Source organism: Methylobacterium sp. WL18, assembly GCF_008040015.1.
GTDB lineage: Bacteria > Pseudomonadota > Alphaproteobacteria > Rhizobiales > Beijerinckiaceae > Methylobacterium > Methylobacterium mesophilicum.
This window is the reverse complement of sequence record NZ_VRVD01000081.1, coordinates 1-12247: the sequence shown is the minus strand read 5'-3', so window position 1 is coordinate 12247 and position 12247 is coordinate 1. Positions and strand designations below refer to the sequence as shown.

Here is a 12247-nt window from a genome sequence, read left to right as displayed (position 1 = left end):
GGGTTCGGCAGCACGGCGGCCAGGAGGGCCGCTTCGCCCCGGCTCAGCCGGCTCGCGTCCTTGCCGAACCAGTGGCGGCTCGCCGCCTGGGCGCCGTAGATGCCGTCGCCCCATTCGGCGATGTTGAGATAGATCTCCATCATCCGCCGTTTGCCCCAGAGGGCGTCCAGCGCCAGCGCGAGCGGGATCTCGAACGCCTTGCGGATGTAGGACCGGCCCGGCCACAGGAAGACGTTCTTCACCGTCTGCATGGCGATGGTCGAGGCGCCCCGGCTCGGCGAATCCTCGTCCTCCACGACCTCGCGGATCGCGCCGAAATCGACACCGTAATCGAGGCAGAAACGCTGGTCCTCCGAGGCGATCACCGCATGCGGCAGCGCCGGCGCGATCGCAGCGAGCGATACCGCGTCCCGGCTGACGGGCTGTAGCGTCAACCAGCGTCCGAGCATCAGAGTCGACGGCGGCGTCACCGCGCTATAGACGAGCGCCAGCGTGAGCGTGGAGATGAATCCGACGGCGGGGAGCAGCAGGAGCGCTCCCACGATCCGGCGCACACGGCGGGACCGCCTTGGGCGAGCGCGTGGCAAGGCGCGCTCCGCCGCGATCCGCCTGGGTCCGGGTCGGTTGATCTTGATTTCATCTCCGCGCAAAGCGACGCCCGATTGATTTCGCCAGGCCAAGACCGGACGCAGCGCCCGATGACCTCGATACCCTCAACGCAGGCTCAGACCGGTTCGGTCAAGACGGCCACTCCCGCCGCCGGGTTTTCCCACAGGCTGACGCAGGTCGCCGAGACGGTCGAGACCTTCCTGGTCGAGCGCCTCGGCCCCGAGGTCGGCTCCGGCGAGATCGCCCGGCCGCCGCGCCTGATGGAGGCGATGCGCCACGCGGTGCTGGGCGGCGGCAAGCGCCTGCGCCCGTTCCTGGCCATCGAGACCGCCCGGATGCTCGGCGGTTCGGAGGCCGCGGCCCTCGCGGCCGGCGCCGGGGTCGAGCTGGTGCATTGCTACAGCCTCGTGCACGACGACCTTCCGGCCATGGACGACGACGACATGCGCCGCGGCAAGCCGACGGTGCACAAGGCCTACGACGAGGCGACCGCCATCCTAGTGGGCGACGCGCTGCAGACGCTCGCCTTCGAGATCGTCGCCGACCCGACCTGGCAGCCGGATGCGCGGATCCGCGCCGACCTCGTGCTCGGGCTCGCCCGCGCCTCCGGCCTCGGCGGGATGGTCGGCGGCCAGCTCCTCGACCTCACCGCCGAAGGGCGCTTCGGCGCCGCCAACATGGACGTGGACGACACCCTGCGGATGCAGGCGATGAAGACCGGCGCGATCCTGGCCTTCTCGGTGGAAGCCGGCGCGATCGTCGGTGGAGCCGACGAAGCACAACGGTCGGCGCTCCTGCGCTACGGTCTGGCTCTGGGCCAGGCATTCCAGATCGCCGACGACATCCTCGACCGGGAAGCCTCACCCGAGGCGATGGGCAAGGCGACCGGCAAGGACAAGGATGCCGGCAAGGCGACCCTGGTGGATCGGCTGGGCCTCGACGGCGCCCGGGCGGAGTGCGACCGCCTGGTCGGCGTCTGCGAGGATGCCGTGGCGCTCTGGGGCGAGGGCGCCCGGACCCTGCGGGACGCCGCCCGCTTCACGGTCGCGCGCAAGACCTGAGCGGATCGGCGCAGGACATAGGCCCAGGGCAGGGCCGAATTTGCGTCAATTGAGCGAATCGGTTTGACCGGCCCGCAAGGGTGCAGCCCCAAGTGTCGGGCATGCCCGCCTATCCGTCCTTATCCCGCATTCTGGCCGCCGGTTCGGGGCTCGGCGGGCTCGGTTACATGATGACCCAGCCGGATCCGTCCGTGGAGGACGTCATGACCGGCCTGTCGTGCCTGGTGCTGTGTGTCGGCTTCTCGGCGATGCCGGCACCGAAGACGCCGAAGCATCGGGCACCTGTCCCGCCACCGCCGGCGCCCGAGGCACGGCCGATTCCGCTTCTACCGGGTCCGCAGCCGCATCGGCTGCTCATGACGAACATCGTGCAGCCCGCCTCCGAACTCCCCGAGTTGGGAAGCCAACGGCAGCGCAGAGACGACCGGCAGCCCCAACCGACCTCGTAGATCGGCGGCGATGGACCGGCCGTCTGCTGGCGTCAAGCCCGGTTCTTCTTGTTGTAGACGTCGAGGCAGACCGCTGCGAGCAGCACGATACCCTTGATGACCTGCTGGTAGTCGATGCCGATCCCGAGGATCGACATGCCGTTGTTCATCACGCCGATGATGAACGCCCCGATGACGACCCCCGAGACCTTGCCGATGCCGCCGGCCGCCGAAGCGCCGCCGATGAAGCAGGCCGCGATCACGTCGAGTTCGAACCCGACGCCGGCCTTCGGGGTCGCGGTGTTGAGGCGCGCGGCGAAGATCATGCCGGCGAGCCCGGCCAGCGCGCCCATGTTGGCGAAGGTCAGGAAGGTCAGCCGCTCGGTCTTGATGCCGGACAGGCGCGCGGCCTTGATGTTCCCGCCCAACGCATAGATGCGCCGCCCGATCGTCGTGCGGGTGGTGACGAAGCGGTAGATCATCACCAGCACGAACATGACGAGCAACACGTTCGGCAGGCCGCGATACGAACTCATCTGGTACGCGAAGGCCAGGATCACCGCGGTGACGATGCCGTTGCGGGCGATGAACGAGGCGAGGCTGTCGGGCTGGCTGCCGTGGCGGACCTGCACGGCGCGGCGCTGCCAGTTCATGCCGAGCAGGAGGAGCGCGAGCACGAGCCCCATCAGCATGGCGGTCCAGGGCCCGGCGAAGTTGACCAGGAAACCCTTGGCGAGGAGCTGGAACACCTCCGGGAACGGCCCGATCGAGGCGCCCTGCAACAGTGCGAGCGTCAGACCGCGGAACACCAGCATGCCGGCGAGGGTGACGATGAAGCTCGGGATCCCGAGATACGCCACGAACGCGCCCTGGAGGCCGCCGATGGCGGCGCCGACCGCGAGGCACACGATGGTCGCGGTGAAGGGGTCGATGCCGTAATGGACCATGAGCAGGGCCGCCAGGGCGCCGACGAAGCCGACGATCGAGCCGATCGACAGGTCGATATGGCCGGCCACGATGACCAGCAGCATGCCCAGCGCCATCACGACGACGTAGCTGTTCTGCAGGATCAGGTTGGTCAGGTTGAGCGGCTGGAACAGCACGCCGTTCGTCGTGTACTCGAAGAACAGCGTGATCAGCAGCAGGGCGATCACCAGCCCGTAATCCCGGAACTGCGAGGTTCCCAGGAAGCCGCGCTTGGCGCGCGCGTCGGGAGCGGGCTTGGCGTCCGGGACGGAATCGGGACCGGGGGGCATCGTCTTGGCCGCAGAGGTCTCGGTCATCCGTTCACTTCCTTCGAGCGCATGATCGCGCGCATGATCGCCTCCTGGCTCGCCTCCGAGCGCTGGAACTCGCCCACGAAACGCCCCTCGTTCATCACGTAGATGCGGTCGCACATGCCGAGCAGCTCCGGCATCTCCGACGAGATCATCAGCACGCCCCGGCCGCCCTCGGCCAACTCGTTGATGATCGCGTAGATTTCGTACTTGGCGCCAACGTCGATGCCCCGTGTCGGCTTGTCCAGGATCAGCACCTTGGGGTGCGTGAACAGCCACTTGCTCAGCACGACCTTCTGCTGGTTGCCGCCGGACAGGTTCACGGTCTGCTGCGCGACCCCGAAGGAGCGGATCCGCATCTTGGTGCGGTAATCTGTGGCGACGCCGCGTTCCCTGTCCTCGTCGATCACTGAGGCCGTGGACACGCCCGGCAGGTTCGCCAGCGTCGTGTTCTTGGTGATGGTCTCGTCGAGCACGAGGCCGAGCTGCTTGCGGTCCTCGGTGACGTAGGCGATGCCGGCCGCGATCGCCTTGCCGATGGTCGAGACGTCGACGTCCCGGCCCTCGATCCGGACGCGGCCCGAGATGCCCTGGCCGTAGGCGCGGCCGAACAGGCTCATGGCGAGTTCGGTGCGGCCCGAGCCCATCAGCCCGGCGATCCCGACGATCTCGCCCTTGCGGACGGTGAGGTTGACGTTGCGCACCACGGCCCGGTCGGCGTGGACGGCGTGGTGCACCGTCCAGTCGCGCACCTCCAGCATCACGTCGCCGAGCCGCGGCTCGCGGGCCGGATACCGGTTCGCCATCTCGCGGCCGACCATGCCCCGGATGATCCGGTCCTCGTCGACGGTGCCGTCGCGACAATCCAGCGTCTCGACCGTGGTGCCGTCGCGCAGAACGGTGATCCGGTCGGCGACCTTGGAGATCTCATTGAGCTTGTGGGAGATCAGGATCGACGCGATGCCCTGCTCCCGGAAGCTGACCAGCAGGCGCAGCAGCGCGTCGCTGTCCTTCTCGCTCAGGCTCGCGGTCGGCTCGTCGAGGATGAGCAGCTTGACCTTCTTCGAGAGCGCCTTGGCGATCTCCACCAGCTGCTGCTTGCCGACCCCGAGATGGGTGACCAGCGTATCGGGGTTCTCCTCCAGCCCCACCGTCCTCAGGAGTTCGACCGCCCGGGTGAACATCCGGTCCCGGTCGATGATTCCGAACCGGGCCGGCTCGTTGCCCAGGAAGATGTTCTCGGCGATCGACAGGAACGGAACCAGCGCGAGTTCCTGATGGATGATGACGATCCCGACGCGCTCGCTGTCCGAGATGTCCCGAAACGCGCTGAGGCGGCCCTCGTAATGGATCTCGCCCTCGTAGGTTCCGTGCGGGTAGACCCCGCTCAGGACCTTCATGAGCGTCGACTTGCCGGCACCGTTCTCACCGACCAGGGCATGAATCTCGGCGGGCCGGATCGTCAGGTTGACGTCGGAGAGCGCCTTGACGCCGGGAAATGTCTTCGTAATCCCTCGCATTTCGAGGACGGGCTGCATGCGACCAATTCCGGCTCGTCGTTCAGATATCGGCAGCCGATGCCGGGGTGCCGGCATCGGCCAGGATCGATCGGGACCGGAACGGGGCCCCGTCGCAGTTACTTCAGCTGGTCGAGCGTGTAGTAGCCCGTGTCCACCAGGGCCGGCTTCCAGTTGTCCTTGGTGACGACGACCGGTTTCAGCAGGAAGGACGGGACGATCTTCTTGCCGTTGTTGTAGGTCTTGGTGTCGTTCACCTCCGGCTGCCGGCCGTTCTCGATGGCGTCGATCATCGCCACCGTCACCTTGGCCAGGTCACGCGTATCCTTGAACACGGTCGAGTATTGCTCGCCGGCGATGATGGACTTGACCGATTGCAGTTCGGCATCCTGGCCGCTGACCACCGGCATCTTCAGGCTGCCGGAGCCGTAGCCGACGCCCTTGAGCGACGAGATGATGCCGATCGAGATGCCGTCGTAGGGCGACAGGACCGCGTCGAGCTTGGCGCTGCCGTAATAGGCCGAGAGCAGGTTATCCATGCGCGCCTGCGCGGTGGCCGGGTCCCAGCGCAGGGTCGAGACCTTGTCCATTCCAGCCTGGCCGGAGCGCACGACCAGCTTCTTCGCGTCGAGATACGGCTTCAGCACCGACAGGGCGCCGTCGTAGAAGAAGTAGGCGTTGTTGTCGTCCGGCGAGCCGCCGAACAGCTCGATGTTGAACGGCCCCTTGCCGTCCTTGAGCCCGAGCGCGTCGACGATCGAGTTGGCCTGCTGCACGCCCACCTGGAAGTTGTCGAAGGTGGCGTAGAAGTCGACGTTCGGGGTTCCCTTGATCAAGCGGTCGTAGGCGATGACCTTGACGCCGGCCTCCTTGGCCTTCGACAGCACATCGCTGAGCGTCGTCCCGTCGATGGATGCGACCACCAGGACCTTCGCCCCCTTGGTGAGCATGTTCTCGATCTGGGCGAGCTGATTCGGGATGTCGTCGTCGGCGTATTGCAGGTCCGGCTTGTAGCCCTTGGCGGACAGCTGCTTCACGATGTTGTTGCCGTCGTCGATCCAGCGCTGGGACGACTTGGTCGGCATGGCGACGCCGATCAGGTCGCCGCTGGCGGCGAGCGCCTCCGGCACGGCGACGCCGGCCAGCAGCGTGGCGGCGAGCGCAAGCCGCAAGAATGACTGCTTGGTGATCATCAAGTCCCCCCGGTCGTATCGTCGTCCCGCGCGCCGAATCGGCACCCGTCGCAGTGTGCGAATGCTTTTCTTGATTGGTGGACGTCATCGACAGACCGGAGCGATACGGCCGGTTCTACGCAAGGACGTCCTTGGCGACCCGATCCCGGAGCTGCGGGACGATCGTTAGTCTTCCACGCCGGCACTGCCGGTTCGATCGTCCGGCGACAGAGCTGACGATCGCAGCGCACGGCTTACGAGGGCCCTCGCCCCGCGCGCGGCCGAGTTCGCACCCCGGCCGTTTTTGTTGAGCGATTTGTATGAGTTATAAATCCGGGCGTCAATCGTCGCCGCGCCGAGCACGCGGAAAAAGCGTGGATGCTGTCGGAGGCGGTTGTGCCGTGCGGGTCGGGCCGGGCCGTCGGGCGCCGGCCCGGGACTTCAGCCGCGGCCGACGAACGGCATCTTAGTCGCCATCACGGTCATGAACTGGACGTTCGCCTCCAGGGGGAGGTTCGCCATCATCAGCACCGCGTCGCCGACATGGTCAGGGTCCATCACCGCCTCAGGCCGCGTGGAGCCGTCGGCCTGCGCGACGCCGGCCTTCATCTTGCCGCCCATCGGGGTGTCGGCGTTGCCGATATCGATCTGGCCGCAGGCGATGTCGTAGGCGCGGCCGTCCAGCGAGGTCGCCTTGGTCAGGCCGGTGACGGCGTGCTTCGTCGCCGTGTAGGCGATCGAGTTCGGCCGCGGGGCATGGGCCGAGATCGAGCCGTTGTTGATGATCCGGCCGCCCCGGGGATCCTGGTCGCGCATGATCCGGAAAGCGTGCTGGGTGCACAGGAACAACGCCGTGAGGTTGGTGTCGATCACCTGGCGCCAGGTCTCGAGCGGCAGATCCTCCAGCGGCACCGCCGGCGCACCGATCCCGGCATTGTTGAACAGCAGGTCGAGACGGCCGAACCGGTCCTTGGTCTGCGCGAACAGGTTGGCGATCGAATCCGGGTCGGTCACATCGGTGGGCACCACGAGGGCGCGGCCGGGCTCGATCTGCGCCGCGACTTCGTCGAGCGGCGCCTGCCGCCGCCCGGAGAGCACGACGGTCCACCCGGATCCGGCGAGCGCCAGGGCCGAAGCCTTGCCGACCCCCGTCCCCGCTCCGGTCACGATCGCGATCCGACCAGCCACCGACATCGCCGCCTCCCTGTTCCATGACGTTGCCCTGGCTGTACCGGACCGCCGCGGCGGCGCGAAGGGCGATCCGTTTCAGTTGCATGGGGACCGTAGCGACCGGCAACACGCTATGGTGGATCGTGGCGGGACGCGGGATCGGGAGCGGCGGGATGCGGGCTTATCGGGAAGCGGGTGCGAACGCAGCCGCGACGGAGCAGGGATGAGCGCACCCGAGATCCCGTTCCTGGCCGGCCTCGACGCGGCGGCGGTCTCGGCCGTCCGGGCCCGCATGGTCTCGATGGCGGTGCCGGCCGGCCGGACCCTGTTCGGGCAGGGCGATGCCGGCGACGCACTCTATACCCTGGTTTCCGGCGCGGTCGGCGTCTCGACCCGCGACCGCCACGGGATCTTCACCCGGATCGCCCGGCTGCGCCCGCCCGAGACCTTCGGCGAGATGGCGCTCCTGTCCGAGGCGCCGCGTGCGGCCACCGTGATGGCGCTGCGAGATTCGCAGTTCCTGTGCCTGACCCGCGCCGCCTTCGAGACCGTGATCACGGAGCATCCGCACACGCTCCTCTACTTCGCCCGCATGCTCGCCGAGCGCCTGCGCACGCTCTACGAGGGCCATTCGGTGCATCACGCGCCGCGCACCTTCGTGGTGCTGGCGGTGACGGACGGCCCGGATCCGGAACCGCTCGCCCACGACTTCGCCGCCGCCCTCGATGCGATCCTGCCGGGGGAGACCGCTTGCCTGAGCCGGTTGCCGGATGGGGCCGACGAGGCATGGGTGCACGCCTTCGAGGCCCGGCATGCGCGGACGGTCTTCGTCGCACGGGACATCGGCGACGCGTGGTCGCGGCTGAGCCAGCGCCTCGGCGACCATGTTCTGTTGCTCGCCGAGCCCGGCGCGCCGCCGCGCCCTGGCGTGACCGCCTATCTGGAACGGATGCGGTCGGACTGGATCCGCATGGACCTGGTGGTGCGCCAGGATCCCGAGGCATCGCGCCCGAAGGCCTTGCACCCGGACGTCGCCGGCCTGCCGGTCGCGATGCGGGTGCAGGTCCGCCCCGGCCGGAACCACGATATCCGGCGGCTGGCGCGGCTGGCCAGCGGGGTCGGGCGGGGACTGGTGCTCGGCGGCGGCGGCGCGCGCGCCTTCGCCCATCTCGGCGTGCTCCGGGCCCTGGACGAGGCCGGCTGCCTGCCGGACTTCGTGGGCGGGACCAGCATGGGGGCGATCATCGCCGCCAGCCTCGCCATGGGGTGGAGCCTCGCCGAGATCGAGGCGCAGACGCAGGCCTCGTTCGCCGGCCGCAGTCTGATCAACGATTACACGCTGCCCATCCACGCCCTGACCCGGGGCGCCAAGGTCGATGCGGGTCTCGCCGAGCGCTACGGCGGCGCGCGGATCGAGGACCTGTGGCTGCCGTTCTTCTGCGTGTCGTCGAACCTGACGACCGGGCGGGCGATGATCCACCGCGCCGGCGACCTGCCCAAGGCGCTGCGGGCGAGCATCGCGATCCCGGGGCTGCTGCCCCCGGTGCTGTGCGACGCGGGCGTGCTGGTCGACGGGGGCATGATGAACAACGTGCCCGCGGACGTCGCCGCCGAACTGGAGCGCGGCCCGGTCCTGGCCGTCGATGTCGGCAGCGACCGCGCGTTCCAGGACATGCCCATCCGGGGCTGGCGCGGCCGGCTCCTGCGCCGGCTGATCGGCTCGCCGGCGGCGATGCCGAGCCTGGCGCCGCTCCTGCTGCGGGCGGCCACCGTGTCGAGCGACGCGCAGACCATGATGGCGGCGGCCCATGCCACGGCCCTGCTCAGGCCGCCGCTCGCCGGCATCGACCTGCGCGCATGGTCGAGCTTCCGGGAATCCGCCGAACTCGGTTACCGGGACACCCGCGCGAACATCGAGGCCGGACACCTGGCGCAGTGGCTCGATCCGATGCGCTGACCGATCGCCGGATCGGGCAGGGTGGTCGCGCGTGTGCCAGCGCACCCTGGCGACGGGCAGGGGGTAACCAGATGCCCCCGCCCACGATCTTCCCTGAGACGAAGACGCTCTGGGCTTGAAGACAATGACCACCCATTCTGCAACACCCCGCAATCGGGCCGATACCGAGCGCGCGCCAAGCCTACGGGATGGCGACGGCTCACCCTATGTCCCCGCCTCGGGATCCTTGCTGCACGGTGCCGCCTTCGTCCTGCTCTGTCTCTGGACGCGGACATCTCCGGATCGGCTCAGGGATCAGTTGGCGACCGAGGCGGGCGCCTGTTCCGCCCTCGGCTTCTGACGGGACGGATGCGCGGCCAACACGCCGCGTGAGCCGTCGGACATGACGGAGCACGGGATCGTATGAGCGAGGTGGTGGGCGTTGCGTTGCGCAGGATCGACCTGCCGCAGGTGACCCTGAACGTGGCCGAGGCCGGCCCGCAGGGGGGTCCGCCGACCATCCTTCTGCACGGGTTCCCCGAGTTCTGGTACGGCTGGCGCCATCAGATTGGAGCGCTCTCAGAGGCCGGGTTGCGGCTCGTCGTGCCCGATCAGCGCGGCTACGGCCTGAGCGACAAGCCGCACGGCATCGCCGCCTACCACCTCGATCGGCTGGCCGGTGACGTGATCGCCCTGGCCGACGCCTGCGGCTTCCGGACGATCCGCCTCGTCGGCCACGATTGGGGCGGGCTGGTCGCCTGGTGGGTCGCAAGCCAGTATCCCGACCGGATCGACCGGCTCGCGATCCTCAACGCGCCGCATCCGGGCATCGTCGGGTCGTACATCCGTCGTCACCCGGGTCAGTGGCTGCGCAGTTCCTATGTCGGCCTGTTCCAGATCCCGGTGCTGCCCGAGCGGCTGCTGACGGCGGATCGGTGCCGGGCCCTGCGGCGGGCGCTGACCCGCACGAGCCGGCCCGGGGCCTTCGCGCCTCCGGACCTCGATCGCTATGTCGAGGCCTGGCTGCAACCGGGCGCGATGACCGCCATGCTGAACTGGTACCGTGCCCTGGCGCAGTTGCCGCGGACGGCGCCGCCGCGGGTCCGCGTGCCGACCCTGATCCTCTGGGGAAAACAGGACACCGCCATGCAATCCGGCCTCGCGGAGGCGAGCCTGGATCTCTGCGAGGACGGGCGGATCGCGTGGTTCCCGAATGCCACGCACTGGCTCGCCCACGAAGAGCCCGCGGCCGTCAACACCGCGTTGCGCCAGTTTCTCGCTTGAACGGTCGCCGGGGCGAACCCGCTCGTTGTCCGGTACGACCGTGTGCTGACGGCAACTCGCCAGGTAACCATGCGTCCGATGCGGTATCGTGCCTGCGACGCCTAATCTCGGTGCGCGACCCCTTCGGTTGAGCGATGCTTCCGTCTTAGAAGTTGTAGCTGCGTAATTTCATCATCTCTTAAAGTCGATACTCTCCCCGACACGGACTGGATGTCGGGTTAATCCGATCTTTGCCTGGTTTGCACACAACTTTTTATGGATGAGACTCGGGAACCTCCCGAGGCGCGAAACATTGTGCAGTGCCTTCTTGAAGTCGGATGGAGTATTTTACAAATGTCTTTTCGTTCACTGCTGACTGCCAGCTTGGTCCTCGGCGGCCTGGTCGCGGGGACGGCGGCCGTGCAGGCCGCCCCCGCTATGCCGCAATCGGGCTTGGCCGGGCATGACATGATCGACACCGTCGCGATGCATCATCACCGGATGCATCGTCATCACACCACGCGCCACCATCGCCGGATGCGCCGCATGAACACGATGCGCCACGGTAATCCGAACGCGAAGAACCCGGCCATGCGTGGCTATCAGCAGAACCTGGGCGGCACCACGAACGGCCCGCGCTACTGAGTTAGTCCACGCAACCCGAACCACCGCCCGGCGCGTGAAGCGCCGGGTTTTTTGTTCCGCGCGACGGCATCCACGGCGATGATGGCTTCTCCCCAGGCGCATCGCCCGGGACGGCCTGATTCGGCAGACGCACTCTGCTAAGAGGCGCCATGGCTCGTACCGCCGTCCGCCTCCCCGACACGCCGCCTGCCGCCAGCCTCGATCCGGCCGGCGCTACGCCGATGATGGCGCAGTACATCGAGATCAAGGCGGCCAACCCCGACTGCCTCCTGTTCTACCGGATGGGGGATTTCTACGAGCTGTTCTTCGGCGACGCCGAAATCGCCTCGCGGGCCCTCGGGATCGTGCTGACCAAGCGAGGCCGGCACGGTGGCGCCGAGATCCCGATGTGCGGCGTGCCGGTCGACCGCGCCGACGACTACCTCAGCCGCCTGATCGCGCTGGGCAACCGGGTCGCGGTCTGCGAGCAGACCGAAGATCCCGCCGAAGCCAAGCGGCGCGGCCCGAAATCGGTGGTGCGACGCGAGGTGGTCCGCCTCGTCACGCCGGGCACGATCACGGAGGATCGCCTGCTCGATCCGGCCAGCGCCAACCTCCTGCTGGCGATCGGCCGACGCAAGACCGGGGAGGGGGCCACGGCGTACGGCATCGCCGCCATCGACATCTCCACCGGCCGCTTCTCCCTGAGCGAGGTCTCGGGTGGCGATCTCGCCGGCGCCATCGCCCGACACGATCCCCGGGAGATCGTCCTGTCGGAGGCGATCTACGCGGATCAGGCGCTGGCGCGGATCTGGCAGGAGAGCCGGGCCGCGATCGTCCCCCTGGCCCAGGCGGAACTGGAGCCCGCCGCGGCCGAGCGACGGGTGCGCGAGCAATATGGCGTCTCGACCCTGGACGGCTTCGGCAGCTTCACCCGGGCCGAGATCCAGGCCGCCGGGACCGGTCTTCTGTACATCGCTCGCACGCAACTCGCCGCCCGGGCGCCCCTCTCGGTGCCGAGCCGCGAGGAGGCCGGGTCGACGCTCGCCATCGACGCCGCCACCCGCGCCAACCTGGAGCTCACCCGCACGCTTTCGGGCGAGCGTACCGGCAGCCTGCTCGACACGATCGACCGGACCGTCACCGCCAACGGCGCCCGCCTGCTGGCCGAGCGCCTGGCCGGGCCGCTC

Annotated in this window: 10 protein-coding genes and 1 pseudogene; 6 read left to right on the top strand and 5 right to left on the bottom strand. The window is 68.5% G+C overall.

Annotated features, from left to right (window positions below; translation table 11 throughout):
• On the bottom strand, nucleotides 1-554 hold a 554-nt coding region (locus tag FV228_RS09480; RefSeq protein WP_147854388.1), incomplete at its 3' end, for a biosynthetic peptidoglycan transglycosylase.
• Between the two features lie 144 nt (nucleotides 555-698).
• Here FV228_RS09480 and FV228_RS09475 point away from each other — a divergent pair.
• Complete coding sequence (locus FV228_RS09475) at nucleotides 699-1670, top strand: polyprenyl synthetase family protein (RefSeq protein ID WP_238260303.1); 972 nt, start codon at nucleotides 699-701, stop codon at nucleotides 1668-1670.
• A 101-nt stretch (nucleotides 1671-1771) separates the two neighbouring features.
• Nucleotides 1772-2119: a hypothetical protein gene (locus FV228_RS09470; RefSeq protein WP_147854387.1), complete on the top strand. Its 348-nt coding sequence runs from the start codon at nucleotides 1772-1774 to the stop codon at nucleotides 2117-2119.
• A 32-nt stretch (nucleotides 2120-2151) separates the two neighbouring features.
• Here the strand turns inward: FV228_RS09470 and mmsB are convergent, their stop codons facing one another.
• From mmsB to FV228_RS09450, 4 genes are all read right to left on the bottom strand, one after another.
• Complete coding sequence (gene mmsB / locus FV228_RS09465) at nucleotides 2152-3381, bottom strand: multiple monosaccharide ABC transporter permease (protein ID WP_147854386.1); 1230 nt, start codon at nucleotides 3379-3381, stop codon at nucleotides 2152-2154.
• On the bottom strand, nucleotides 3378-4913 hold the full coding sequence (gene mmsA / locus FV228_RS09460) for a multiple monosaccharide ABC transporter ATP-binding protein (RefSeq protein WP_147854385.1): 1536 nt from the start codon (nucleotides 4911-4913) through the stop codon (nucleotides 3378-3380). Before mmsA ends, mmsB begins: the two co-directional genes overlap by 4 nt.
• A 98-nt stretch (nucleotides 4914-5011) precedes the next feature.
• Nucleotides 5012-6085 (bottom strand): multiple monosaccharide ABC transporter substrate-binding protein, encoded by a 1074-nt coding sequence (gene chvE / locus FV228_RS09455; RefSeq protein ID WP_147854384.1) that lies wholly within the window; start codon nucleotides 6083-6085, stop codon nucleotides 5012-5014.
• A gap of 420 nt (nucleotides 6086-6505) precedes the next feature.
• Nucleotides 6506-7258, bottom strand: coding sequence for an SDR family oxidoreductase (locus tag FV228_RS09450; RefSeq protein WP_147854383.1), 753 nt, complete (start codon nucleotides 7256-7258; stop codon nucleotides 6506-6508).
• Between the two features lie 199 nt (nucleotides 7259-7457).
• Here FV228_RS09450 and FV228_RS09445 point away from each other — a divergent pair, with 199 nt between their 5' ends.
• The 4 genes and pseudogenes from FV228_RS09445 to FV228_RS09425 all read left to right on the top strand — a co-directional run.
• Nucleotides 7458-9191 carry a patatin-like phospholipase family protein gene (locus FV228_RS09445; RefSeq protein ID WP_147854382.1) on the top strand — a complete coding sequence of 578 codons (1734 nt, stop codon included), beginning with the start codon at nucleotides 7458-7460 and terminating at the stop codon, nucleotides 9189-9191.
• A gap of 402 nt (nucleotides 9192-9593) precedes the next feature.
• Nucleotides 9594-10454: an alpha/beta hydrolase gene (locus FV228_RS09435; protein ID WP_147854380.1), complete on the top strand. Its 861-nt coding sequence runs from the start codon at nucleotides 9594-9596 to the stop codon at nucleotides 10452-10454.
• Between the two features lie 294 nt (nucleotides 10455-10748).
• Entirely contained in the window at nucleotides 10749-11078 is a 330-nt protein-coding gene (locus FV228_RS09430) for a hypothetical protein (protein ID WP_246693875.1), read from the top strand.
• Between the two features lie 149 nt (nucleotides 11079-11227).
• Nucleotides 11228-12247 (top strand): annotated as a pseudogene (locus tag FV228_RS09425) (DNA mismatch repair protein MutS); the annotation flags it as partial.

Coding starts and splice junctions, on each gene's coding strand:
- FV228_RS09475 (WP_238260303.1), top strand. CDS start 699: ATGACCTCGATACCCTCAACGCAGGCTCAGACCGGTTCGGTCAAGACG.
- FV228_RS09470 (WP_147854387.1), top strand. CDS start 1,772: ATGCCCGCCTATCCGTCCTTATCCCGCATTCTGGCCGCCGGTTCGGGG.
- mmsB (WP_147854386.1), bottom strand. CDS start 3,381: ATGACCGAGACCTCTGCGGCCAAGACGATGCCCCCCGGTCCCGATTCC.
- mmsA (WP_147854385.1), bottom strand. CDS start 4,913: ATGCAGCCCGTCCTCGAAATGCGAGGGATTACGAAGACATTTCCCGGC.
- chvE (WP_147854384.1), bottom strand. CDS start 6,085: ATGATCACCAAGCAGTCATTCTTGCGGCTTGCGCTCGCCGCCACGCTG.
- FV228_RS09450 (WP_147854383.1), bottom strand. CDS start 7,258: ATGTCGGTGGCTGGTCGGATCGCGATCGTGACCGGAGCGGGGACGGGG.
- FV228_RS09445 (WP_147854382.1), top strand. CDS start 7,458: ATGAGCGCACCCGAGATCCCGTTCCTGGCCGGCCTCGACGCGGCGGCG.
- FV228_RS09435 (WP_147854380.1), top strand. CDS start 9,594: ATGAGCGAGGTGGTGGGCGTTGCGTTGCGCAGGATCGACCTGCCGCAG.